General features: G+C 66.6%; 25 protein-coding genes. 17 read left to right on the top strand and 8 right to left on the bottom strand.

The window, feature by feature from the left end; all coding sequences use genetic code 11:
- Window positions 1–14 precede the first annotated feature (14 nt).
- The 5 genes from AC4AMJ_RS20540 to AC4AMJ_RS20520 all read left to right on the top strand — a co-directional run bounded on the left by AC4AMJ_RS20540 (window position 15) and on the right by AC4AMJ_RS20520 (window position 3,879).
- Entirely contained in the window at window positions 15–512 is a 498-nt protein-coding gene (locus AC4AMJ_RS20540) for a helix-turn-helix domain-containing protein (RefSeq protein WP_489899298.1), read from the top strand.
- A 2-nt stretch (window positions 513–514) separates the two neighbouring features.
- Complete coding sequence (locus AC4AMJ_RS20535; RefSeq protein WP_489914357.1) at window positions 515–1,495, top strand: heparin-binding hemagglutinin; 981 nt, start codon at window positions 515–517, stop codon at window positions 1,493–1,495.
- A 77-nt stretch (window positions 1,496–1,572) separates the two neighbouring features.
- Window positions 1,573–1,878, top strand: coding sequence for a DUF2516 family protein (locus AC4AMJ_RS20530; protein WP_489900746.1), 306 nt, complete (start codon window positions 1,573–1,575; stop codon window positions 1,876–1,878).
- Between the two features lie 59 nt (window positions 1,879–1,937).
- Window positions 1,938–2,783, top strand: coding sequence for a MerR family transcriptional regulator (locus tag AC4AMJ_RS20525; RefSeq protein WP_489899300.1), 846 nt, complete (start codon window positions 1,938–1,940; stop codon window positions 2,781–2,783).
- A 22-nt stretch (window positions 2,784–2,805) separates the two neighbouring features.
- Window positions 2,806–3,879 carry an alpha/beta fold hydrolase gene (locus tag AC4AMJ_RS20520; RefSeq protein WP_489899301.1) on the top strand — a complete coding sequence of 358 codons (1,074 nt, stop codon included), beginning with the start codon at window positions 2,806–2,808 and terminating at the stop codon, window positions 3,877–3,879.
- Window positions 3,880–4,174: 295 nt separating this feature from the next.
- Here the strand turns inward: AC4AMJ_RS20520 and AC4AMJ_RS20515 are convergent, their stop codons facing one another.
- Entirely contained in the window at window positions 4,175–5,272 is a 1,098-nt protein-coding gene (locus tag AC4AMJ_RS20515; RefSeq protein ID WP_489914355.1) for a UDP-N-acetylmuramate dehydrogenase, read from the bottom strand.
- 46 nt (window positions 5,273–5,318) lie between these two features.
- Here AC4AMJ_RS20515 and AC4AMJ_RS20510 point away from each other — a divergent pair, with 46 nt between their 5' ends.
- The 6 genes from AC4AMJ_RS20510 (at window position 5,319) to AC4AMJ_RS20485 (ending at window position 10,177) form a co-directional block, all read left to right on the top strand.
- Window positions 5,319–5,813 carry a DUF2505 domain-containing protein gene (locus AC4AMJ_RS20510; RefSeq protein ID WP_489899303.1) on the top strand — a complete coding sequence of 165 codons (495 nt, stop codon included), beginning with the start codon at window positions 5,319–5,321 and terminating at the stop codon, window positions 5,811–5,813.
- 69 nt (window positions 5,814–5,882) lie between these two features.
- The gene (locus AC4AMJ_RS20505) at window positions 5,883–6,392 is read left to right on the top strand and encodes a DUF2505 domain-containing protein (RefSeq protein WP_489899304.1); all 510 of its coding nucleotides are present in this window, start codon (window positions 5,883–5,885) and stop codon (window positions 6,390–6,392) included.
- A gap of 40 nt (window positions 6,393–6,432) precedes the next feature.
- Complete coding sequence (locus AC4AMJ_RS20500; RefSeq protein ID WP_489918476.1) at window positions 6,433–7,182, top strand: polysaccharide deacetylase family protein; 750 nt, start codon at window positions 6,433–6,435, stop codon at window positions 7,180–7,182.
- Window positions 7,183–7,309: 127 nt separating this feature from the next.
- Window positions 7,310–8,128, top strand: coding sequence for a carbon-nitrogen hydrolase family protein (locus AC4AMJ_RS20495; protein ID WP_489914353.1), 819 nt, complete (start codon window positions 7,310–7,312; stop codon window positions 8,126–8,128).
- 12 nt (window positions 8,129–8,140) lie between these two features.
- Window positions 8,141–9,172 carry an LmeA family phospholipid-binding protein gene (locus tag AC4AMJ_RS20490; RefSeq protein WP_489899306.1) on the top strand — a complete coding sequence of 344 codons (1,032 nt, stop codon included), beginning with the start codon at window positions 8,141–8,143 and terminating at the stop codon, window positions 9,170–9,172.
- Between the two features lie 177 nt (window positions 9,173–9,349).
- The gene (locus AC4AMJ_RS20485; protein ID WP_489899307.1) at window positions 9,350–10,177 is read left to right on the top strand and encodes a DUF1542 domain-containing protein; all 828 of its coding nucleotides are present in this window, start codon (window positions 9,350–9,352) and stop codon (window positions 10,175–10,177) included.
- Window positions 10,178–10,330: 153 nt separating this feature from the next.
- Here the strand turns inward: AC4AMJ_RS20485 and purU are convergent, their stop codons facing one another.
- Window positions 10,331–11,179, bottom strand: a complete 849-nt coding sequence (purU, locus tag AC4AMJ_RS20480; RefSeq protein ID WP_489914351.1) for a formyltetrahydrofolate deformylase — start codon at window positions 11,177–11,179, stop codon at window positions 10,331–10,333.
- Between the two features lie 138 nt (window positions 11,180–11,317).
- Here purU and deoC point away from each other — a divergent pair, with 138 nt between their 5' ends.
- Window positions 11,318–11,992, top strand: a complete 675-nt coding sequence (gene deoC / locus AC4AMJ_RS20475; protein ID WP_489899308.1) for a deoxyribose-phosphate aldolase — start codon at window positions 11,318–11,320, stop codon at window positions 11,990–11,992.
- 5 nt (window positions 11,993–11,997) lie between these two features.
- Here deoC and AC4AMJ_RS20470 read toward each other — a convergent pair whose 3' ends face one another.
- Both AC4AMJ_RS20470 and AC4AMJ_RS20465 read right to left on the bottom strand, forming a co-directional pair.
- On the bottom strand, window positions 11,998–12,969 hold the full coding sequence (locus AC4AMJ_RS20470; protein ID WP_489914349.1) for an NAD(P)/FAD-dependent oxidoreductase: 972 nt from the start codon (window positions 12,967–12,969) through the stop codon (window positions 11,998–12,000).
- Between the two features lie 29 nt (window positions 12,970–12,998).
- Window positions 12,999–13,937, bottom strand: coding sequence for a class I SAM-dependent methyltransferase (locus AC4AMJ_RS20465; protein WP_489914347.1), 939 nt, complete (start codon window positions 13,935–13,937; stop codon window positions 12,999–13,001).
- A 48-nt stretch (window positions 13,938–13,985) separates the two neighbouring features.
- Between AC4AMJ_RS20465 and AC4AMJ_RS20460 the strand changes: the two genes are divergently transcribed.
- On the top strand, window positions 13,986–14,549 hold the full coding sequence (locus tag AC4AMJ_RS20460; protein ID WP_489899311.1) for a helix-turn-helix domain-containing protein: 564 nt from the start codon (window positions 13,986–13,988) through the stop codon (window positions 14,547–14,549).
- A gap of 116 nt (window positions 14,550–14,665) precedes the next feature.
- On the top strand, window positions 14,666–15,934 hold the full coding sequence (locus AC4AMJ_RS20455; protein WP_489899312.1) for a L,D-transpeptidase: 1,269 nt from the start codon (window positions 14,666–14,668) through the stop codon (window positions 15,932–15,934).
- 331 nt (window positions 15,935–16,265) lie between these two features.
- Here AC4AMJ_RS20455 and AC4AMJ_RS20450 read toward each other — a convergent pair whose 3' ends face one another.
- Window positions 16,266–17,657 (bottom strand): IS1380 family transposase, encoded by a 1,392-nt coding sequence (locus tag AC4AMJ_RS20450; RefSeq protein WP_489897037.1) that lies wholly within the window; start codon window positions 17,655–17,657, stop codon window positions 16,266–16,268.
- 610 nt (window positions 17,658–18,267) lie between these two features.
- Window positions 18,268–19,014 (bottom strand): SDR family NAD(P)-dependent oxidoreductase, encoded by a 747-nt coding sequence (locus AC4AMJ_RS20445; RefSeq protein ID WP_489914345.1) that lies wholly within the window; start codon window positions 19,012–19,014, stop codon window positions 18,268–18,270.
- Window positions 19,015–19,062: 48 nt separating this feature from the next.
- On the opposite strand from AC4AMJ_RS20445, the gene AC4AMJ_RS20440 reads away from it, so the two are divergent.
- The 3 genes from AC4AMJ_RS20440 to AC4AMJ_RS20430 are packed head-to-tail and all read left to right on the top strand — an operon-like array spanning window position 19,063 to window position 22,162.
- Entirely contained in the window at window positions 19,063–20,178 is a 1,116-nt protein-coding gene (locus tag AC4AMJ_RS20440) for an ROK family protein (protein ID WP_489900749.1), read from the top strand.
- 54 nt (window positions 20,179–20,232) lie between these two features.
- Window positions 20,233–21,045, top strand: coding sequence for a transglutaminase-like domain-containing protein (locus AC4AMJ_RS20435; protein ID WP_489914343.1), 813 nt, complete (start codon window positions 20,233–20,235; stop codon window positions 21,043–21,045).
- A gap of 4 nt (window positions 21,046–21,049) precedes the next feature.
- Window positions 21,050–22,162 carry a zinc-binding metallopeptidase family protein gene (locus AC4AMJ_RS20430; RefSeq protein ID WP_489914341.1) on the top strand — a complete coding sequence of 371 codons (1,113 nt, stop codon included), beginning with the start codon at window positions 21,050–21,052 and terminating at the stop codon, window positions 22,160–22,162.
- Here the strand turns inward: AC4AMJ_RS20430 and otsB are convergent.
- Window positions 22,125–22,913, bottom strand: coding sequence for a trehalose-phosphatase (gene otsB / locus AC4AMJ_RS20425; protein WP_489914339.1), 789 nt, complete (start codon window positions 22,911–22,913; stop codon window positions 22,125–22,127). The genes AC4AMJ_RS20430 and otsB overlap by 38 nt on opposite strands.
- Window positions 22,910–24,445 (bottom strand): alpha,alpha-trehalose-phosphate synthase (UDP-forming), encoded by a 1,536-nt coding sequence (locus AC4AMJ_RS20420; protein ID WP_489899317.1) that lies wholly within the window; start codon window positions 24,443–24,445, stop codon window positions 22,910–22,912. Before AC4AMJ_RS20420 ends, otsB begins: the two co-directional genes overlap by 4 nt.

Genomic DNA, 24,445 nt, shown 5'->3' with positions numbered 1-24,445 from the left:
GAAACGGGAGTGTGATGAAGCCGGTCGAGGACCCCGAGGATGCAGACGGCCAACAGCCGTCGGCCGAGGTGCCGTCGGTTGCGCCGCAAGACGTGGAGGATGACAGCAGCTCCGGTGGCGCGGTGGAAACCGTGGAGGCGGTGGCCACGGCCGCTCAGGATGCGGTTGCCACGGCGGCGCAGGACATCGGCGGATTCATCCGCACCCAGCGAATCGCCGCCGAGGTGTCGCTGCGGCAGCTCGCCGAACGCGCCGGGGTGAGCAATCCGTACCTGAGCCAGATCGAGCGGGGCCTGCGTAAGCCGTCTGCCGATGTCCTGGCCCAGATCGCGAAGGGTCTGCGCCTTTCCGCGGAGGTGCTGTACGTCCGGGCCGGAATCCTTGAGGAGCGTCCCGCCAGCCCGGTACGCGACGCGCTCCTCGCCGATGACTCGATCAGTGAACGTCAGAAGCAGATGCTGCTCGAGATCTATGAGTCGTTCAGGAGAGAGAACATCGACGTCAAGGAGTGAACATGCCGGAGAACCCACTGAACACGGTCATCGAGCAGGTGACCGCACTGCTCACCGACCTCCGCGAACGGAGTGAGGCGGCCGGGGAGGAGGCGCAGAAGCGTCTCGGCGATGCCCAGGCCATCGCGCAGAATCGAGTGGATGTGACCCGGGATTCGGCACTCTCATTGTTCGAGGATGCGCGGACGAAACTGTCGTCGTTGCCGGTCGAGATGCCGACCGAGATCGACGATCTGATCGCGCGATTCAGCCCGGAGGAACTCCGTAAGGTGGCCGAGGCATACCTGGCGGTGGCCGCAGGCCTGCTCACGGCGCTGCCCGAACGCGGCGAAGAAGTGGTCGAGAAGCTCAAGACGCAACCACTCGTCGAGGAGAACCTGCCCAAGCTGGAGAAGGTCTACAACGACGCCGTGGGGCTCACCGAGGATGCTCTCGGCACCATCTCCGGGCAGACCCGTGCGGTCGGCGAGCGGGCCGCATCATTGGCCGGTCTGGCGCCGGGGAAGGCCGACGAAGTGGTGCTCGACAAGCCGAAGGCTCCGGCGAAGAAGACTGCCGCGAAGAAGGCTGCCGCGAAGAAGGCGCCGGCGACGAAGGCCGCGGCCAAGAAGGCGGAGTCGGTCAAGGCTCCGGCCAAGAAGGCCGCTGCGAAAAAGGCTGCTGGTGAGAAGGCCGCTGCTGCGAATGTGCCGGCCAAGAAAGCTGCGGTGAAGAAGGCGGAGTCGGTCAAGGCGCCGGCGAAGAAGGCAGCCGCCAAGAAGACCGCCGCCAAGAAGACCGCCGCCACGAAGACTGCCGCCACGAAGACTGCCGCCACGAAGACTGCCGCCACGAAGACTGCCGGAGCGTCGGCCACGAAGACGGCTGCCAAGAAGGCGGCTGCCAAGGCAACCGCCGCGAAAGCGCCGGCCAAGAAGACAACCGCGAAGAAGACAACCGCCAAGAAGACGACTGCCAAGAAGGCCGCGCCGCGACAGGCCTGATCGCTGTGCAGACGGTCTGAGGCGTTCGCCCGAATCGCGCAGTCCGTCGACATGTCTAAGCTGGTGTCGTGGACCTGATGAGTGTGATGGCCTACGGGCAGAACCTGATCCTGCTGCTGCTCACGTTGGTGGCCGGTATCGCGTCGGCGATTGCCCTGATCCACGCTGCGTTGCAGCGCAAGGATGCGTTCCCGGCCGTCGACCGACAGAGCAAGGTCATCTGGGTGTCGATCCTGGCAGCCGCAACGCTGTTCATCTGGTTGTTCGGCGCAGTCGGCTTCCTCGGCATCATCGGTGTGGTGGCGATGCTCGTCTACATCGTCGACGTGCGTCCTCGCGTCGATGACATCCAGGGCAAAAGGTGGTTCAGCAAGAAAGCCTGACGCCATGTGGTCGGCCGGTCGCTTAGGGCTGACGGTGGCTGACTGAATAGACTGGCGGCGTGGCCGAGTACCGGATCAACGACCTGGCGCAGGCGTCAGGGGTCAGCGTGCGGAACATCCGCGTCTATCAAGACCGCGGACTGTTGCCGCCGCCGACGATCCGCGGGCGGACCGGCTGGTACTCCGATGAGCACCTCGTTCGCCTGAATCTGATATCCCGCATGCTCGAGCGTGGGTACACCTTTGCCACCATCAGCGAGCTGCTGCAGGCCGCCCATCACGGGATGCGTGTCGAGCATGTGCTGCGCGGCGCGCCCAAGGGCGGTCGGTTCCGCAACTTCAAACGAGCTGCCACGATCACCATCACCGAACTGCGCAAGACCCTGAACGCCACCGACCGGTCGATCGCGCTGAGCCAGAAGCTCGGGCTGCTCGCCAAGGACGGTGCGCACTACGCGATCCGCAACCCCGAGCTGCTCGAGGGCGCGGAGACCCTGGTGAAAGCCGGCATCGACATCGACGTCCTGCTCGATCGGTGGGTGCGGGTCCAGGACGACCTCGAGGACGTGGCGAAGAGCTTCGTCTCGATCATCACCGACAAGTACTTCGACGAGAACCTACCGGACCTCGGCGAGGAGCAGGTGAGCAAGATGGCCGAGCTCATCCAGACGGTTCGGCCGATGGCCCACGAGATCGTCGAGACCACCTTCCGCAGAGCGCTCGACCAGCAGATCTCGGTGGCGATCGGCGAGGCCAGCACCTACTTCGACGCGTCCACCGCGGACGGTGACGTCGGCAACACCGAGTCCGATGCCGGCAACCTCGACCGCACCGCCGACGTTGACCACCCAGACATCGATGACATCGCCGACCCGGCACCGAGCGGGACAGATCGCTCCGACTGAGATCGGCCACGAGGGGGACGAGATGAAGAAACGAACAATCGCGCTGTCCGCGTTCGCCGCGGGCGCAGGGGTGGCCGCGGCCGGGATCGGCACCATCTTCGCCGGTCTGCTCCGCGACGCGTTCCGGGCCGAGCGCGCCGTCGACGACGGTCCCGACGACCTGCTGTCGGTGCCCGGCGTCGAGCCTGAACGCATCGCCGTCGAGTCGGTTGGCGGCGCGCGGCTCAACGTCGAACGGTACGGACCCACGGACGCCTCGGATTCCGAAGGCGACGTCGTCGTGATGGTGCACGGCTGGACCTGCAACATCGCGTACTGGTATCCGCAGATCAATCACCTCGCCGACACCCGCGAGGTGGTGGCCTACGACCAGCGGGGACACGGTCTGAGTCAACTCGGCCGGACTCGGCCCACGATCGCGATGCTGGGCCAGGACCTCGACGCGGTGCTGTCGCGCGTCGTGTCCGACGGTCGCCGCGTAGTTCTCGTCGGTCACAGCATGGGCGGCATGACGATCATGTCGTGGGCCGCGCAGTATCCGGAAAAGGTGGCGTCGTTGGTCTCCGGCGTCGTCCTCACCTCCACCGCGGCCAAGGCGGTCATGCAGAACCACCTGCTGATCCCGGTCGATCTGCCTCGCTATACGAAGCCGTTCGAGGCGGCGGTCGGCAAGCTGTTCACGTCGGCGCCGGTACCGCTCCCGCGAACCGGCCAGGGTTCCGTGCTCTCGCATTACATCGCGCTGGGACCAGGCGCGCGCAAAGCGCACGTCGACTTCGTGGACGCGATGATCATGGCCTGCCCGCCCCGATCGCGTGCCGGGTGGGGATCGGCGATGGGCAAGCTCGACGTGACCGCCGGTCTGGACGCACTACGAGTGCCCACGACCGTAGTCGTCGGCACACATGATCGGCTCACCCCGCGCGTGCACGCTGAGCAGATGGCCGACGTGTTGCGCCGTAACGATGCTCTGCGTGACCTCGTCGTCTTGGAGGGCATCGGCCACATGTCGAGTATCGAGGCCGACGTCGCCTACAACGAGATGCTCGACGCCGTGCTGGCCGAGACAGCGCGGACCTCCAGTCCGGTCGGCTAGGGCAGAGGAGCCTCCACGCCTGCGGGGATGCGTCGCCACCCGGTCCGTGAGTAGGTCGAGCGTGCGGGGAGCGTCGCCACCCGGTCCCTGAGTAGGTCGAGCGTGCGGGGAGCGTCGCCACCCGGTCCCTGAGTAGGTCGAGCGTGCGGGGAGCGTCGCCACCCGGTCCCTGAGGAGGCCCGGAGCGCCAGCGGAGGGCCATCACGAAGGGCCGCCCTTCGTGACGCTTCGCTCCTCAGGGATCGGGGTGGTGACGCTTCGCTCCTCAGGGATCGGGAGAGTTTGCGAGGCGCGGTCAGAGCTCGCAGTTCACCAGGACCGGTTCGGGGTGCAGGCTCACGCCGAACGCCTGACGGACGCCGTCCCGGACGTCGCGCGCGAGATCGAGGAGTTCATCGGTGGTGGCGTCACCCCGATTCGTCAGTGCGAGAGTGTGTTTGGTCGACAATCGCACCGGCGAGTCCGGCCCGGGGTAGCCGCGCGCGTACCCCGCGCGTTCGATCAGCCATCCGGCCGAGAGCTTGAGCCCCTCGCCGGCCGGGTAGGTGGGGATGGTGATCCCACTCCCGACGCGATCGCGGATTCGATCCAGCGTATGTGCCGCATCCTCGGGTGCCAGTATCGGATTGGTGAAGAATGAACCCGCGCTCCAGGTGTCGTGGTCGGCGGGGTCGAGGACCATTCCTTTGCTCCGCCGCAGGGCGAGTACCTGCTCGCGCACCGCTGACCCGTCGGCCCGCTCGCCGGCCTCGACGTCGAGTGCCGTCGACAGTTCGCGGTATCGGATCGGCTGACTGGCGCGGTTGTCGTTGAGCCAGAAGGAAACCGCGACCACCACGTGGTCGTCGCGGTGCTTGAGATTGCTGGTCCGGTACCCGAGGCCGAGTTCGTTCGGTGACACCCAGCGCAGGTCGCCGGAACGTCGATCAAGGACATGGACGCTGCGGAGCAGGTCGGCGACCTCCACCCCGTACGCACCGACGTTCTGCACCGGCGTCGCGCCGGCAGCGCCGGGGATGCCCGAAAGGCATTCCAGCCCACCGAATCCCGCATCGAGAGTGGTTGCGACGAGTTCATCCCAGTTGACGCCGGCGTCCGCGGTCACGTGCGCGCGGCCCGATTCGCGACCGGTGCCGAAGTCGATGCGGGAGCTCTCGATGACGACGGCGGTGCCGTCGAAGCCCTCGTCGGCGATCACCAGATTGGAACCGCCGCCGATCAACAGGGTGCGTTCCCCGGACTCGTCCAGTGCGGAGATCTCGTCGACCAGGTCACGGGTACGCGGGCAGCGGATGATCGCACGCGCGGGCCCGCCGAGACGCAGCGTGGTCAACGACGACAGCCGGGTGTCCGGGGCCGGCGGAGCGCTGGGGTTCGACGCTGAGTCGGTCACCCGAGTAACCGTAGCCGCTGTCAGCGGCTCGGGTAATCTCCCCCTCATGGCCAGCAAGATGGAGCACGACGTGTCCTATCCCTTCTCGGTATCGCGGCTCTGGGAGGTGCTGTCGACCGAACAGTACTGGCGTGACCTGCTCGAGGCGATCAACTCGAGCCACGGCAAACTCGAATCGTTCGAAGCGTCGGGTGACACGATCACGGTGGCCATGCAGCAGGGCGTGCCCGCCGAGAAGCTGCCGTCCGTGGTCTCCAAGGTCCTCAACGGCGACGCGCAGATCCCGCGTCGCAGCACGTTCCGCCTCGCCGGGGACCAGATCACCGGTGAGATCACCGCGACGGTGGCCGGCGCTCCGGCGAAGGTCAACGGACGGCTCGTGACCAGCGGCGACCCGGCCACGACGCGCTACACCGCCGACGTCGACGTCAGCGTGCCCTTCGTCGGCGGCAAGATCGAGAAGGCCATCATCGACCAACTCATCGAACTCCTCGACGCCGAACACGAGCAGACCGTGACGTGGGAGGCATCACACCGCTAGCCCTTGCGCGGGGCATCTCGCCTGGTGGCGACTTGGGTCGCCGACGTGTGCTCACGTAGCCTGTTCGACATGGCACGACGGCTCAGCTACTCGGCGCGCTTCACCCATCCCGCAGAAACGCTCTACAAGGCGCAGAGCACCCGACAGTACTGGGACGACATGATGGCGGGATTCCAGATGATCTCGCCACACTGCGAGGTCGAGAATTTCGTCTCCGACGAAACCGGCTTGCGCGTCGTGCTCAAGCAGACGATCGGGCGCGACCAGCTTCCCGCGTTGGCCCAGACGGTCCTGATGAAGGACATGGTCATCACGCGGGAGGAATCGTTCGGTCCGTACGATCCCGACAACACCAAGGGCAACTACAACGCGTCGATCCCGGCCGGTCCGGGCAGCCTGCAGGGCTGGCAGGAACTCTTCCCCACCGAGACCGGCTGCACGATCCGCAAGACCACCGAGGTCAAGGTGTTCATCCCGTTCGTCAACGGTAAGCTCGAGCAGTTGATGCTCGTCAACCTCGTCGACCTCTTCCGCGCCGAGGCGGAGTACGCGGCCGACTGGGTCAAGAAGAACCTGTAGCCGCAGTACCAGGGTGGTGCGCTCTCGCCCCTCGGGCCGGATCACCCGGGGCACCACGAACATCAACCGGCTGCGCCGGGTGGATCGGTGGATGGCGCACAGCCCGGTGGTCATGGCCGCGCTGACCACCTCGCCGCGCCCGCTCGTCATCGATCTCGGCTACGGTGCGCGCCCGGACACCGCCGTCGAGATGGCTCGACGCTTGCGCGCGGTGGCACCCGATCTGGAGATGGTGGGCCTCGAGATCGACCCCGAGCGTCTCGTCGACCCCCGCGATGGCGTCCGGTTCGCCCTGGGCGGCTTCGAGTTGGCCGGGCTGACCGCGAACCTGGTGCGGGCCTTCAATGTGTTGCGCCAGTACGACGAGACCGAGGTCGGCGACGCCTGGTCGCAGATGCAACGCGGACTCGCACCGGGCGGACTGATCGTCGAGGGCACCTGCGACGAGATCGGCCGCCGCTGCTGTTGGATCGTGCTGGACGCCGCCGCGCCCCGGACACTGACATTGAGCTGGTCACCCGAGCACACCGAACGGCCGTCCGACCTCGCCGAACGCCTCCCCAAGGCCCTCATTCACCGCAACGTGCCCGGTGAACGGGTTCATCGACTGCTGGGCCAGGCCGACCGCTGCTGGGACGTCGCCGCGACCCACGCGTCGTTCGGACCCCGCATCCGCTGGCGGCGGGCGCTGACACTGCTGCGTGAGCAGGGAGTCGACGTCGCGATGCCGCGAGGCCGCAGCGTCGACAACGTGCTCACCGTGCCGTGGTCGGAGGTCGCACCGCGGTAGCAGGTCCGCGCGGCAGAGTCCGAGCGGTCGGATGCCCAGCCGTCGACCGAACAGCCGTCGACCGATCGGCCGTCATTCAGTCGTTCGTATGGTTGTCAGCACCTTCGCGGTCATTACCCTGGGTGCCATGCGAATCGCGATGGCGCAGATCACGTCGGGTACCGACCCGGCCGCCAACCTCGAACTGGTCGACTCGGCCGCGGCAGAGGCGGCTGCCGGTGGTGCTGAGCTGGTGGTGTTCCCCGAGGCCACCATGTGCCGGTTCGGTGTCCCGCTCGGTCCCGTCGCCGAACCGTTGGACGGCCCATGGGCATCAGGGGTGTCGGCCATCGCCTCGCGCCATGGCCTCACCGTCGTCGCCGGGATGTTCACCCCCGACGGGGACCGCGTCCGAAACACCCTGGTCATCGCCGCGCCGGACGGAACGAGGACGTCTTACGACAAGATTCACCTCTACGACGCGTTCGGATTCAGCGAGTCGCGGACCGTCGCACCCGGCGACGAGCCGGTCACCTTCACCGTCGGCGACGTCACCGTCGGCGTGGCGACCTGTTATGACATCCGGTTCCCGGCTCTGTTCACCGAACTCGCCAGGCGCGGAGCCGAGCTCATCGTGGTGCCAGCGTCCTGGGGCGCCGGGCCGGGCAAGGTGCACCAGTGGGAGGTGCTGGCCACTGCGCGGGCGCTCGATTCGACCTGCTTCGTCGCGGCCGTCGGGCAGGCGCTGCCCACCGATCCGTCGGTACGGGAGTCGTCGGCACCCACTGGAACAGGTCACAGCCAACTCACAGATCCCGTGGGTAGCGTGGTCGCCGCATACGACGACGGCGTACAGGTCGGGGTTCACGATGTCGATGTGAACGTCGTGACCAAGGCACGCAAAGCCCTGGCCGTACTGGACAACCAGCGGCCAATTCCACAGGTCTCGGCACCGATCACCAACTGAGGACCTCACGACATGACCGACAACGAGCACACCGACAAACCCGGCGGCGGCAGCGAACAGCAGCCTGACACCTCCGGTGAGCACACGGCGAAGTTCGACCCCGCCCCCACCGACGAGTCCCCGCGTGCCTACTCCCAGGTCCCGCGGACCGAGACGGCACAATTCGAGCCGGGACATACCGGCGGATTCCCGCCGTCCGACGGTTTCGAGCCGATCCCCACGGGCGCCCAACCGGGCGTCGTCTCATCATCGCCCGCGCGGCGCAACACCGGAAAGATCATCGCCGGCGTCTCCGCCGCGGTGGTGTTGCTGCTGGTCATCGCGGCGGTCGGCAGCGAACTCTACCTGCGCAACAAGGCCACCGACTGCATGCAGAGCGCCTTCTCCGACCTCACCGGCACCGAGACGACCGTGTCGTTGAGCCGCAAACCGATGCTGCTGCAGGGCCTCGGCAACGACATCCCGTTCGTCCAGATCGACACCGCCGACAAACCCGGCGAGATGCGCCTGCATGCGCGGGCGGAGGACATCAAGGGTGACGGCGACAGTTCCACCATCCGCTCCCTCGTCGGCACCGGCTACGTGCCCTTCGACCGCGTCGTCGCGATGAGCAAGTCGGCCACCACGGGTGCGGATTCGCCGGCGGCCGGCAACAGCGCCTCGGGTGCCGCGGGTCTGATGAGCAACGCCAGCATCGAGTCGATCACCGGGAACGCCGCCGACGGCACGATCGAGGTCGACTCGGCGGTCCACCTGGCCTTCCTCCCGATCCCCGTGTCGACGACGATCCGTCCGGTACTGCAGGACGGGCGGGTCCACTTCGATGTGGTGAAGGCCAACGCGTTCATCTTCGGCATCCCGTCGGACTTCGCGCAGCAGGTTGTCGACAGTGTCTCCGATTCGATGTTCGGCAAGTTCTTCGACGAGGTCACCGTCAAGAATCTCACGGTCACCGACCAGGGCGTGGACTTCGCGGTGGACGGCCAGAACGTGCGGCTCGATGGTCAGGTGACGGGCGGATCGGACTCCTGTTCGGCCGCGTGAGGCGGCCGGGATCGGCACTGTCGGCCCCGGACCTGCGGTGACTCCCGCGTCCAACGATCGTCGGTACGCTGGTGGATGTCCGATTTGCCGGTCTGGCGAAAAGCTCTTGTTCGAGATGGGTCACCCCTCGGAGCTGCGCGAGATGTCAGGTGAGGTGTTAGGTCAACGGAGGAGAAGATGAGCGCACTGATCCTGATCGCTCTCGTGGTACTGGTCGTCGTCGGCATCGTGGTGGTGTCACAGCAACGATCGGGCGCGAATGCCGTGCGGGAACTCGACGACGCCAAGGCCGACGCCCGGCAGGCGATCGAGCGTCTGGGCGGCCAGGTGTTCATGCTGGTCGGCGACGGCCCCGCCTCGAAGCAGGCGCTTGCCGACGCCGGTGAGCGGTACACGGCCGCCGGGTCGCAGATCGAGCAGGCCGCGTCCCCAGCTCAGGCACGGCTGGCCAAGCAGACCGCCATCGAAGGCCTTTACTACATCCGGGCTGCGCGTACCGCGATGAATCTCGATCCCGGACCGATGATCCCGGAACTCGACGGCCAGAAGAGCGCGGGCGCGGTCACCGAGGACCGCACTGTCGAATTCGAGGGCCGTCAGGTCGAGGCGTCGCCCGGCCCGTCATCGCGGACCCCGAACTACTACCCGGGTGGCCGTGTCGCGGGCCGGCCGGTGCCGGCCGGCTGGTACTCCGAGCCCTGGTGGAAGCCTGCCCTGGTGGCCGGAGCGTGGGGTATCGGGTCGATGTTCCTGTTCTCGGCGCTCTTCTCCGGCATGTCCGGGGTCGGCTATGACGCGAATGCCTTCGAAAGTGGTGCCGGCGACGGCTCCGACGCCGGTGCCCTCGATGGCGGGGACGGCGGCGGCGATGCCGGCGATGGTGGAGGTGACGGCGGCGACTTCGGCGGAGACGGTGGCGACGGCGGCGGTGGCTTCTTTGACGGCGGCGGCGATGGCGGTGGCTTCTTCGATGGCGGCGGAGACTTCGGCGGCTTCGACTTCTGAGTTCGCGGGCCCGACCCCGGAGCGTTCCGGGGCCGGTAGCCCGCCGACAGAACCAAGATCCCGCCGACAGAACCCAAGATCCCGCCGACAGAACCCGGAAACGCGCCGACAGAATCTCGATCGCGTCGAGCAGCCCCGGGGTCGGCCTCCGGTCTAGGTGAAGACCACCGTCTTTCGCCCGTGGACCAGGACACGATCCTCCAGGTGCCAGCGCAGCCCGCGAGAGAGCACCATCGTCTCGATGTCGCGGCCTTGGCGCACCATGTCGGCGACCGTGTCACCATGGTCGACGCGGATCACATCCTGTTCGATGATCGGTCCGGCGTCGAGATCGGCGGTCACGTAGTGGCAGGTCGCTCCGATGAGTTTCACTCCGCGCGCGAACGCCTGGTGATATGGGCGGGCGCCGACGAAACTCGGCAGGAAGCTGTGGTGAATGTTGATCGCCCGACCGGCCCACGCCTCGCACACCTGCGGCGGCAGGATCTGCATGAACCGCGCCAGCACGACGGCGTCGGGGGAGTAGCCGTCGACGATGCGCGCCACCTCGTCGAACGCCTGGGCCTTCCGATCCGCCGGGAAGGGAACGTGATGGAACGGCACAGCGAAGCGTGTCACGAGGTCTTCCAGGTCGCGGTGGTTGCCGATCACCGCGGACACCGTCGCGGGTAGCTCACCGCGATGCGCGCGGCCGAGGAGATCCACCAGGCAGTGGCTTTCCTTGCTCACCAGCAGCACCACCGATTTCTCGGCGCCGGTGTCGGTCAGCCGCCATTCGGTGGCGGGTCCGATCTCGGCCGCGACCTCGTCGGCGAATCGCGCACGCATCTCGTCCAGGTCGATCGCGATGGAACCCGGACGAACCGTCTGTCGGGTGAAGAACCACCCGGTCTCCTCGTCGGAGTGGTAGCCGGCCTCGGTGATCCAGCCACCGATCTCCGCGAGAAACCCGGAGATGCGGGCCACGATGCCCGTCCGGTCGGGGCACCCGAGCGTGAGCACGTATCGACGTTCGGGGTCGGCCGGCGGTGATGGGGTCGCTGCCGGGGATGTCGATGCCGAAGATGTCGTCGCCGAGGAAGTTGCTGCCGAGGTCGGCTCTGGTGCTGCCACGTCTGTCAGTGTGCCAAGCTCGTCTGTGTGATCACCACCGACCTGACCCGACGCGACGTCGCGGCCCTCATCGACCACACGTTGCTCAAGCCCGAGGCGACCCGTGCCGCCGCCGAGGCCACTGTTGCCGAGGCGGCGGAGCTCGGTGTGTACGCGGTGTGCCTCTCGCCGTCGATGCTGCCCATCGACACCGGTGTCCAGAAGACCTGCGTGGTTGCCGGGTTCCCGTCCGGCAAGCACCACTCGCTGGTCAAGGCAGCCGAGGCGCGGCTGGCCGTGGACAGCGGCGCCGATGAGATCGACATGGTCATCGATGTGGGGGCGGCCGTCGACGGTCGGTTCGACGAGGTGTTCGCCGACGTCCTGACCGTCCGTGAGGCCATCGGTGACGTCCTGCTCAAGGTCATCATCGAATCCGCGGCACTACTGGAATTCGCCGGGCCGGACACGGTCACCGAGGTGTGTCGCCGGGCGGTGCAGGGTGGTGCATCGATGGTGAAGACATCCACCGGTTTCCATCCGTCCGGGGGCGCCAGCGTGGAGGCCGTCCGTCTCATGCGCGCCGCCGTCGGAGACCGGGTGGGCGTGAAGGCCAGTGGTGGCATCCGGACAGCGGAGTTCGCCGCCGACCTGCTCGCAGCGGGCGCAACCCGACTCGGTCTGTCCTCGTCGCGCGCCGTGCTCGACGGGTTCGCCGAGTAGCGCGGCTACCCGGACATGCTCGTCTGCCGTGCCTCGACCGCCGCGCGGGTGTCCTCGGTGATCAGATCCATGTTGATCGCCGCGCCGGCACTGACCCCGGCGCCCATCGAGACGGGGACCGTTGCCGACAGGTCCGCGACGTTGCCGGCCGCCCAGACGCCCGCGACGTCCGTCATGCCCATCGGGCCGGTCGGGACATGGCTGCCGCCCATCGGGTGGTCGGCGAGTGTGCCGCCCAACTGGGTGTAGAGCTCGGACCGTACGACGAATCGTGGCGCCACCACGAGCGCATCGCGCTGGTATGCGGTGCCGTCGGTCAGGACCACCGTCCGCAGCGAGCCGTCGGCGATGTCGAGTCGTTCGACCGGACCGTCGACGACTCTGATGTTCAGAGCCGAGAACTGTTCGGACTCATCAGGTCCGAGGGGTGGCATCGCGTGCGTGAAGAAGGTTACGTCGTCGCTGAGTTGGCGGAACATCAGCGTCTGATGCACCGACATCGGACCGGTGCCGAGTACGCCGATGCGCCGACCCCGTACCTCCCATCCGTGGCAGTACGGGCAATGCAGCACCGACGAGCCCCAGAGTTCCTGTACGCCTGGCACCTCAGGTAATTCGTCGACGAGCCCGGAGGCGATGAGGATGCGCCGAGCGATGACCGTGGTGCCGTCGGCGAGAGACAACACGAAGTGGCCGTTGGCTTCCCGGGAAGCGTCGACGACGTGTCCGGGCCGGATATCGACTCCATAGGCTCGCGCCTCCGCCCGGCCCTTCTCGAGCAGTTCGAGCGGCGAGATGCCCTCCTGCCCGAGCACGTTGTGCGCGCCCTCGGCGGGGGCGTTGCGCGGATGCCCGGCATCGAGAACCACCACCGACCGCAGGGAGCGGCCGAGTGTGGTGGCCGCGCTCAGGCCGGCGGGACCACCACCGACAATGGCGACGTCGATGACATCGGAGTCGAAGTTCTTGTTGTGCATAGGTTTTCCTCCAGAGTCGGGTGGGCGAATCAGGGCCGCCGGGCGATCCAGGCGATGCGGCGGGCGCGCACGATCAGGTCGTCGCGGGTGTGCAGGGAAGACGGATGATCGTCGGACAGCAGCTCGTCGACGACGGCGCGATCGGCCGGCGACATCTGCTCGGACAGCGCGTCGCGCACGCGGGTCAACCAGGTGGCGGCGTAGTCCGCCGCCTTCGGCGGTGCAGGCAGATCGGTGACGATGTCGAGGGTTTCGACCACCTCGTAGCCCGCTGCCGCGATCGTCGACGACCAATCCGGATGTGAGTTCCAGCCCTGTGCCTCGACCGTGTCGTGGAGGCGTTGCTCCACAACGCTTTCGGGCGAATCCGGCGGCAGGAACATCGGTAGATCCTCGATCTCGATGACTGCCAGCACCCCGCCTGCACGCTGGGCCCGGTGGGTGGACCGCAGCAAGGCCTCGGGATCGGCGAAGTGGTGCATCGTCGATGACGCCCACACGACATCGATGTCGGTGAGGTCTGCGGGAAGTGCTGCATCGAGGTCGGCGACCACGGTGCGGACGCGGTCGCCGAATCCGGCATCACGCGCCGCGGTCGAGACCCGATCGAGAAGGTCGGTCGCGTTGTCGAGTGCCATCACCTGGGCCGTCGGGAATCGACGCGCCAGAGCAAGAGTCCCGGTGCCGGTTCCGGAGCCCAGATCAGCGATGGTTCGCGGGTCTGCAGCCAATGTGTTGATTCGATCGGATACCTCATCGAGGTAGTGGCCGGTCACCGCTGCGTCGAGGTCCAGCAGGGTGGCCATGTGCTCGGCGTCGGGCTGCTCGAGACCGTGTTGCGGGCCGCCGTGCTGATGTGGACCGTGCTGATGTGGACCGTGATGGTCGGCGTGCTGGTGCTGCGAGTGTGCTTGATGTGCGCTTGCTTGATGCTCGTCGTGTCGATCCGCATGGTCATGCCCTGTCATGACAACAACGGTAGCGGGGCCATGCGCAGGACGCATATAGTCTTGCGTATGGAGCAAGAAATCGATGCTGTGGTCCGCCAGCGCATCCGGGGTCTGCGGCTCGCCAAGGGGTGGACGCTGGATTCGTTGGCCACTCGGTGTTTTCTCAGTCCGTCGACCTTGAGCCGGATCGAGACCGGTCATCGGCGCGTCGCGTTGGATCAGTTGGTGCCCATCGCGCGTGCGCTCGGCACGTCACTTGATCAGCTCGTCGAGCCGGTGGGGGACGAGGACGTCGTCATCCGGCCGGAACCGCACTCATCAGAGGGGATGACGATCTGGCTGTTGTCCCGGGAGGGCACTCCCGGTGGGGTGACCGTGGCCAAGATGCGGGTCACGCCCGAGCACCGTGTGGATCCCGACAACCTCGGCGTGCACCCCGGACGGGAGTGGTTCACCGTCATCTCCGGAACGATCAGGCTCTTTCTCGGAGATCGGGTGATCGCCGTGCCCCCTGGTCAGGCCGCGGAATTCTCGACGATGACCCCTCATGGCATGACCGCGGTCGACGGCCCCGCCGAGATCGTGTCGATCTTCGATCACGACGGTGAGCGTGCGCATCTGCCCGGATGAGTTCCTGCGGTGCGTGGCGGCCTCGGATTCGGCAACCTCAGATGGGGTCGATGCCAGCGACGTCACAGCCCGCACCCAGCGTTTTGCAGGGGATGGTCGGTATTCTGGGGACTGTTATGAGCGCCCAACCTCCCATCACCCGCCGAACCATTCTGGCGGCGGCCGGTCTCGGCGCCGTCGGCGCCGCCGTCGCTGCCTGTTCCAGCGGCGGCACGTCATCCGATGACGCGGGCCCCAAGCAGGCGACCGTCAAGATCGTCTACACGCCCGATCTGAACTCCGACGACGCGCCCAACCCGACAGATACCTTCTCGGTCAAGGCCGACAACGGCCAGCTCAACCCGGACATCAAGTTGGTGAACGCGAACGGCAAGGTCGTCGCCGGGACGATGTCGGACGACCGGAAGACCTTCACGATCAGCGAGCCGCTCGGATACGGCGCCCAGTACACGTGGCAGGGCAGCGCGACCGGCTCGGATCGATTGACCGCGCCGGTCGAGGGGTCGTTCACCACGCTCGAACCCGATTCGCAGACCAATGTCGTGGTCAACATCGGAGACGGTCAGGAGGTCGGCATTGCTGCGCCGATCATCCTCAAGTTCGACGCCACCGTCGAGGACAAGGAAGCGGTGGAAAAGGCGCTGAAGGTGACCACCGATCCGGAGACCGAGGGTGCCTGGGCGTGGCTCGGTGAGGACAACGGATCGCGGGTTCACTGGCGGACCAAGGAGTATTGGGCGCCCGGCACCAAGGTGCACGTGGACGCCAAACTCTACGGTGTCGACTATGGTGGCGGGGCGTACGGCGCCGCGGATGTGACCAGTGACTTCGCCATCGGGCGATCGCAGATTGTCAAGGCGGAGGCGTCATCCCATCAGATTGTGGTGGTTCGCGACGGCGGAGTCCTGATGACCCTTCCGTGCAGCTACGGCGAAGGTGACCTCGACCGCAACGTCACGCGGTCGGGCATCCATGTGGTCACCGAGAAGTACGAGGACTTCTACATGAGCAACCCCGCCGCGGGGTACTTCAATGTTCGTGAACGCTGGGCGGTCCGGATCTCCAACAACGGCGAGTTCATCCATGCGAATCCAGAAACCATTGGCGTGCAAGGGTCGTCGAATGTGACGAACGGCTGTATCAATTTGTCTCTGGAAAACGCGCAGCGCTACTTCGAGAGTGCCGTCTACGGCGATCCGGTTGAGGTCACCGGGACCCGAATCCCGCTGTCCGAGGCTGACGGCGATATCTTCGACTGGATCTTCGACTGGTCGAGCTGGACGGGAATGTCGGCGATCAAGGGAGATCCGTCGCAGGTTACTGCGCCGGCAACCCCGTCGGGCGCGCCGACCTCCAACGCGCCTGCGCCGGCCCCGGCCGGCTGAAACCCGTTGCGGCCCAATCGTACAAGGACTCCACCACCCGCTCGCTGAGGAGCCTTCAGGCTTGCGAGGGTGCGTCACCACCCGCTCCCTGAGGCCTGAGGAGCCTCCGAGCTTGCGAGGGTGTGAACCCGCCGCTCCCTGAGGAGCCTCCGAGCTTGCGAGGATGCGAAACCACCGGTCCCTGAGCCTCGATCTTTCATGTGGTGGTGGGTTGGGGGTTTCGGCGGCTGGGTGTGGGGTTGGTGTGGTGTGGGTGTGGGTGATCGCCGGCGCTGGTGTTCGCCGGTTCTTCGGGTCCTGGGTTGAGGGGCAGGGGCTGCTGTGTGGTGTGTCAGGCGGCGTGCAGGGCGGTGTAGCCCTGGTAGATGAGGTCGTTGTAGGGCCAGCCGCGGGGTAGTCGTAGCAGGTGGCGTCGGCCGGTGTGGATGGTGCGTCCGGCCACGGCGAGGATGCATAGGCGCATGCGTTTGGGTTCGAAGAGGCGCGCGGGGTGGTGTTCGGGCCAGCATAGGGTTTGGGTCCAGGCCAAGAGTTCGGCGGCCAGGCAGACGATTTCGAGCCAGATCTGGTTTTTGGTGAACTCGTGGAAGGGCAGGTTGGCCATGCCGGTGTCTTTGAGGTTGCGGATGCGGTCTTCGGCGCGGGCGCGTTGGCGGTGGCGTAGTTCCAGGACCGGCAGGGTCCAGCCGGTGCCGCGGGTGTTGGTGGCGAACGCAGTGTAGCGGCGGCCGTCGATGTCGGTCAGGCGTAGTTGGGCGCCGGGGTCGGGGTATTCGCGGCGCACGATGACGCGCATCCCGGCCGGCCAGGGGTCGGTGGGGTCGGCGGCGGGGACGATCAGGTCGGTGAGCTCGGCGACCTGGGCGCCGTTGCGGGGTTGTTCGTCACCGTTGAACGCATCGCGCCAGGCCTGCTCGGGCAGCGCGGCGATGGCGGTTTTGACGTTGTCGTAGAGGGTGAACCCGATCGAGTACGCGAGTTTCTCGGCGCGCAGGAACCTGAGGAATTTTTTGGAACAGCCGCCGGCGTCGGTGCGGAGCAGCACCTGGGGGCGTTCGGCGGCGGGCAGTTGGGCCAGCGCGGCGGTCGTGGTGTTGATGTGCAGGTCGGCGCCTTGTGGGGAGGCGCCGCCGCGGCGTAGATCGATGATCAGTGGTTCGCCGGTGCCGTACTGGCCGTGATCGACGAACGCGCACATCGGGGAATGCCCGAACTGGCGTTTGTAGGTCAGTTGGGCGTGTTCTTTGAGTGAATGCGCACCGATGGTGGTGGCGTCGAGATCGACGATCACCTGCCCCCCATCGCGGGTGCCGGGTGTTCCGGCCAGCGGGCGCGCCCGCGTCCATACCCGGGTGCGGGCCGCGGCACGCGCGGCGCGGATCGCCGGTAGCGCCGTGCTCAGGTCGTCGGCCAACACGCTGATCAGCCGGGAGAACGTCGCATCCGAGGCCACCGGCCCGAACAGGTCGGGTTGGGCTCGCACGATCGCCACGTCGGCCGCGCAGTCACCGCCCAGAGCCAACGCGATCGCCAGATCCAGCAGCATCAGGCCCGGATCATGGGTGGCCCGCGGCGAGGTCCACGGCGCCAACGCCGCCGATAACGCCTCGTCCAGGCCCGCGACCTGCGCCGCGTCACGCAGCAGCAACGCCCCCGACGAACTCGTCAGCGACTCGCGGCGTTGATCATCGACAACCAGACGGGGATAGCGGTTATGCTTCACCTGCGAAGTGCCTTTCTGCCAGGAATTATTGTGTTGTGGAGATTCAATAATCCCTTGCCAGGTAGGCACTTTCGCATTTCCCACGCCGAACACCCCAAACAAACATGAAAGATCCAGGCTGAGGAGCCTCCGAGCTTGCGAGGGTTGAACCCACCCGCTCCCTGAGGAGCCTACGAGCTTGCGAGGATGCGTCACGAAGGGCGGCCCTTCGTGACGGTCCTCCGCTAGCGCTCCGGACCTCCTCAGGGAGCGGTGGGTACGGTCCTCCGCTGGCGCTCCGGACCTCCTCAGGGATCGGGGATGGCTGGTCTTTCGCTAGCGCTCCGGACCTCCTCGGGGATCGGGGCGTAGCCCGCAGATTTCAGCGAGCATCACGACGGGACCTCAGAGAACGAACTCGGAAACCGACAGGACAGCAACAACATCAGCTCGTCATCGAAAGAAAACGCCCGCATGTGAATCACCTGAATACAAACAGCCATCGACAAGAAGAGCTGGTCGGCGGCACGAGGGTCTCGATACGCACGCTCGCACGCTCGCGGGCTACTCGACCAGCGTGACATCGCCTCCTGCCCAGCAAGGTAATCGACTCCTCGAACGGGGCTGCCCGCTAGCCCGTCTTGATGTTGCGTCGCGCCGACGCCTGGTCGCGCGGCTTGATGATGATCTGATCGAGGTCGACGTGCGGCGGCCGGGACGCGACGAAACCGATCACCTCGGCGACATCATCGGCCGACAGCGGGGTCAGGCCCTGGTAGACCGCGTCGGCACGTTCCTTGTCGCCCTCGAATCGCACCAGGGAGAAGTCGGTTTCGACCATACCCGGGGCGATTTCGGTGAGCCGTACGGGCTTTCCGAGGAGCTCGTAGCGCAGGGTCCGGTGCATCACGCCCTGCGCGTGCTTGGCCGAGGTGTATCCCGAGCCGTTGTCGTAGGCCTCGAGTGCGGCGATGGAGGTTATGGTCACGATGAGTCCATCACCCGATCCGATCAACGCGGGCAGCAGCGCCTTGGTCATGCGGAGCGTGCCCAGAACGTTGGTCTCCCACATCCACCGCCAGTCGTCGAGATCCGCGGTGGCCACCGGGTCGAGCCCCTTGGCGCCGCCGGCGTTGTTGACCAGTACGTGGACGCTGTCGAGGCCGGAGACGAACGCCGCCACCGAGTCCTCGTCGGTCACGTCCAGATGACGCCCGGTTCCGCCGATCTCTGCGGCGAGTTTGTCGACCTGCTCGGTCCGACGTGCGCCGAGCACGACGTGATATCCCTGACCTGCCAATTGGCGTGCCGTCGCGGCGCCGATCCCCGAACTCGCACCGGTGACGACCGCAACCTTCTGCTCCGCTGTGCTGCTCATGGGTTCAGCTTAGCGACGTGACACCATTGCTAAATTCGTTCCATGACGATGACCGGAGTCGTGCCTGCGGCACTGCAGGTCGGATCGACTCCGGCGGCCGCGGTACTCCAGGCGATCCGAGTCGGCGGTCCGGTCACACGCGACCACCTTTCGACAGCCACCACGCTGTCGCCGGCCACCATCAACCGTCAGGTGACGGCGCTGTCCCGGCTGGGCCTGGTGGTGGAGCGGCCAGATCTGGTCGATCCCGGTGGCATCGGCCGTCCGAAGAACCCGTTGACCCTCGATCGTGACAAACTGTGCGTCGCGGGGATGCACATCGGCGCGCACCGTACGCTGCTGGCGATCGCCGATCTCGGCGGGCGCACCCTGTACAGCCATGCCGTCGCGACCCCGCACGATGCCGCCTCGGTGGGTGATCTGTGTCGTCAATTGCGTGACCTCGCAGGCCGTTTCAGTGGTCGTCGGCTGCTCTGGGGCGGTGTCGCGTCCGGTGGTGTGGTCGACGCGACGACCGGTTGCATCGACCATCCGGTGCTCGGCTGGCAGCGCGTGCCGGTCGGTTCCACCTTGGCCGCGGAGCTGGGCGTCCCGGTGTCGGTTTGTGAACACGTGCAGGCGATGGCGGCCGCGGAACTGCTGCTGACCTTCCCGCGTGAATCTGATGTCACCGGGCTCTTCTTCTACGCCCGTGAAACCGTCGGCATGGCAATGTCGGTGGACGGCAAGGTCCTGATGCCCCTGCACGGCGCCGGCTCCATCGCCCATCTCCCGGTCGTCGCCCCACACCTCGCACCAGGCGGGAGGGCCGTCCTGCAAGAGGTGATCGGCCGAGGGCCGGCCCACCTCGCGGCGCAGCGACTCGGGGTCGAGGACGACGCGTCGGTGATCGTCGATGAGCGGGCCGAGGTTCTCGGCGGCGTTGTCGCGATGATGCGTGATGTGCTCAACCCGGATGCCGTCGTGGTCGCCGGCGACGCCTTCGCTGCTCACCGCGACGGGCTCGCCCCGGTGCAGGCGGCGTTCGACGCGGCCACCACGAACAGGCGCCCGTTGGAGATCACCCCGTCGCGGTTCGGAATTCGGGTGCAGGAGAGCGCTGCAGTGGTGGTCGCCCTCAGCGTGATCTACGCGGATCCGATCGCGGCGACCGCGGCCGGCTGACCGCCGGTCCAGGTCATGTCACCGAACGGACGGTCATCACCTACCGTTAGGGGCATGAGCACACCCCCACGTGAAGTCGCGGCCACCCTCGAGGTCAGCGTGACTGCTCCCACGGAACTGGAAATGCAGATCGCCGTGGCGAAACTCCCCGGACTGACGATGACCGAATCGCTGACCGTCACTGTGGATGGCAAGACCGTGGTACCCGAAGAGATCATCGGTGAGCACAGCAGCCGTATTCACCGTCTGCAGGTCGACTCAGGGTTGGTCGCGATCGAGTACTCCGCGGACATCACCACGCCGGCAGACCCCATCGACGTCGAGGCGAAAGACCGCTCGATCTACCTGCGGCCAAGCCGGTATGCGGAGTGCGACAAGTTCTTCGGCTTCGCGGCGGGTCAGTTCGACCTCGACCTGCCACCCGGGGACCTCCTGGTCGCGGTGACCACGTTCGTCGAGGATCGCCTCAGCTACATCCCCGGGGCGAGCGACCCGATCGACGGGGCGGCGGACACGTTGCTCGCGGGCGCCGGGGTGTGCCGTGACTACGCGCATCTCGTGGTGGCGCTGCTGCGGGCGCTGAACATTCCCGCCCGACTTGTCGCGGTGTACGCGCCCGGCTGCGACCCGATGGATTTCCACGCCGTGGCCGAGGCGCTCATCGACGGCGAATGGGTGGTCGTCGATGCCACGGGGCTGGCGCCCAGGCAGAGCCTGGTCCGGATCTCGACCGGACGCGACGCCGCCGACACGGCCTTCCTGGACAATCATCAGGGCACGATCAACCTGGATTCCTACCAGGTCACCGCTATCGTGCGCGGAGATCTGCCTACCGACACCGGAAAAGAGCGGCTCCGCATAGGCTGACAGCGTGCACGCGCTCACATGTCCGGTCTGCAACGCACTGTCGGGCTTCGTCAATGACCAGTGTCCGCGGTGCGGCACGACCGTCGGGGTCCATCTGGAGTCCCGGTCGCTGGCGGTGATCTCCGGTGGCAGCGCTGAGATCGAGGGACGCGGTTGGGTCCGATGTTCCAACTGGTCCCGAACCGGATGCAACTGGTTGACCCTCGCCGAGCTGGACGACGAGTCGGCAGGCTTACGGGGCAAGTGCTTTCCCTGTTCCCTCGTCCGTCGCCAACCCGCTGCCGACGACACGATCGCGCTGGAGAAGCTGAACTCGACCACCGTGGATCTCCGCATGCTGGTTTATCAGCTCGTGGATCTGGGACTGCCCGTCGAACCCTGGTGGCGAACGGAGGGCGGGCTCGCCTTCGACCTGCTGTCGAGTCTGACGAACGGGCAGCCGGTGATCATCGGTCACGCCAACGGGGTGATCACCATCGACCTGGCCGAAACGCTGGACGCCCACCGTGAGCGGCTCCGGGTGGATCTCGGCGAGGCCTACCGGACCATGTTGGGCCATTTCCGGCACGAGGTCGGCCACTACTTCGAGCACATTCTCGTCGAGACCGGCGCGGGCGCAGAGCTTTACCTGGACCGGTGCCGGGAGATCTTCGGCGACGAACGGGCCTCCTACAGCGACGCCATCGACCGTCACTACACATTCGGACCGCCGCAGAATTGGCGCGACTCATACATCTCCGAGTACGCGACGATGCACCCGTGGGAGGACTTCGCCGAGTGTTTCGCCCACTATCTGCACATCACCGGGACCATCGACACCGCGCGCGAATCCGGTCTGATGCTCGAGAGCGATCAGGTCCGGTTCACCATGGACCGCGACATCGTCCCGCTGGCATCGTATGCGGACGTGCCGATCGAGCGGCTCATGTATGACTGGAAGTGGTTGTCCACCATGTTCAATCGGGTCAACGCCGCGATGGGTGCCCGACCGCTCTATCCGTTCGACCCGCCACCGCCGGTGATCCGGAAGCTGGGATTCGTACACACGGTGATCCGGGAGTCCGCCAAGAGGGCCCAGGTCAGCTCTGCGCCAGCCACTCCCGACGCTGTGCCGTGATGAACTCCAGAACGGTGGCCACATCATCGGTGTCCTCGATGCGGAAGGTGGCCGCGGTGTCGCCGGTTCCCACCTTGATGCTCACGTCCCCCTGGTCGGGGTGCAGATGCGCGAACGCCTTCTCGTCGGTCACATCGTCACCGAGATAGATCACCCGATCGGCGCCGACCCGCTCGCGTAGGACGTCGAGGGCGTGGCCCTTGCTGGTCTCGATCACCGCCAACTCGATGACCTCTTTGCCCTCGGTCACGTGCACACCGGGCCAGGCGGCCGGACCCGACCGCGCCTGCTGCAGCGCGACCTCGGCGTCTGCGGGAGCGGCATTGCGGACGTGCAGCACGGTGCTCGCGGGTTTTGTCTCCACCCGGGTTCCCGGGTGCTCTTTTGCGATGGAACGCAATTCGTCGATCAGCCGGTCCAGGAGAGAGCGATGTCCGTCGGTGATCTCGTCGACGAAGCCCGTGTCGAACTCGCTGCCGTGGCTGCCGACCAGCGTCACCGGCGGTGTCAGCCCGGACAATTGTGCGAGCACCGCGAGTTCGCGGCCGGACACCACCGCCGCGTGCGTGTCCGGAAGGGTCGCGGCGGCCTCGATCGCAGCGATCGACGCGTCGTTGGGAACCGCATCCTCGGGCCGTGACACGAGGGGTGACATGCAGCCGTCGTAATCGGAGGAGACCAAGAGCACGGGCGCACTCGCCGCCGCCAGGACGGCCTCGCGAAGTTCCGCCGGGAGGCCGGTCGCGCTCATCGGTCGTCGTGGGCGGTGTCCGATCCGCCCTGTACGAGATGGACACCACGGTTGGCGTCGGTCGCGGTCTCCGACAGCGACTGAAGGGTACCGAGGAAACTCTCGGCCCACTTGGCCACGTCGTGGGTGAGCACCTGTCGCCGCAGCGCACGCATTCGTCGTCGTCCCTCGGTGGGGGACTGCGCGATCGCGGCCTCGATCTCGTCCTTGACCCCATCGAGGTCGTACGGGTTTGCCTGATATGCGCTACGCAATTCGGCTGCGGCGCCGGTGAACTCGCTGAGCACCAGGGCGCCGCCGAGGTCGCTGCGACAGGCCACGTACTCCTTCGCGACGAGATTCATTCCATCGCGCAGCGGGGTGACCAGCATGACGTCGGCGGCCACGAAGAACGCGATGAGGTCGTCGCGGGGGACCGGCCGATGGAGGTACTGCACCACCGGTTGCCCGACCGACCCGTAGGCGCCGTTGATGTTGCCAACGAGTTGCTCGATGCCCGAACGCATCCGGACGTAGCTGTCGACGCGCTCGCGGCTCGGCGTGGCCAGTTGCACCATCACGGTCTGTTCGGGATCCACCCGCTTCTCGGCGAGCAGCTCGGACAGGGCCTGGAGCCGGACATCGATGCCCTTGGTGTAGTCGAGCCGGTCGACGCCGAGCATGATGGTCTTCGGATTGCCGAGCTCCTTGCGGATCTCGGTGGCCCGCTTGCGGATCTCTTTGGACTTGGCCTTGGCGTCGAGTTCGCCGGAGTCGATGGAGATGGGAAAGGCGCCGACCCGGACCGTGCGGAAACCGACCTGCACGACACCGAATCGCGATCGCACACCCACGGTGCCCTTGCTGGTCGCCTGTCCGGCGAGTCGTCGCGCGAGGAAGAGGAAGTTCTGGGCGCCGCCGGGCAGATGGAAGCCGATCAGGTCGGCGCCCAGCAGGCCCTCGACGATCTCGGTCCGCCATGGCAGCTGCATGAACAGTTCCACCGGCGGGAACGGGATGTGGAGGAAGAAGCCGATGCGCAGATCAGGTCGGAGCATCCGGAGCATCTTGGGCACCAGCTGGAGCTGATAGTCCTGGATCCAGACGATCGCACCTTCACCTGCGGCCTTGGCCGCTGCCTCGGCGAACCGCCGATTGACCTCCACGTAGGTGTTCCACCATTCGCGGTGGTACTCCGGTTTGACGATGACGTCGTGATAGAGCGGCCACAATGTGGCGTTGGAGAAGCCCTCGTAGTATTCGGCGATCTCCGACGTCGACAACGGCACCGCATGGATGTCGATGCCTTCGATGTCGGGGTTGTCGTCGGAGTCGGCGATGCCTGACCAGCCCACCCACGCTCCGGTCTGTGACCGGAGGATGGGCTCGAGGGCGGTGACGAGGCCGCCCGGGCTACGTTTCCAATTGACGGTGCCGTCCGGGAGGACTTCCTTGTCGACCGGGAGGCGGTTGGCGACGACGACGAACTGCGCGTCCCCTATGTGCTGTTCGGCGGTGGTCCCGCCGTTCGAAACGTGCTCGGACTCCGCCAT

The sequence above is a fragment of the Gordonia sp. LMA484 genome (assembly GCF_058129505.1).
The sequence above is the reverse complement of the archived record's forward strand: the minus strand, read 5'-3'. Positions and strand labels throughout refer to the sequence as shown.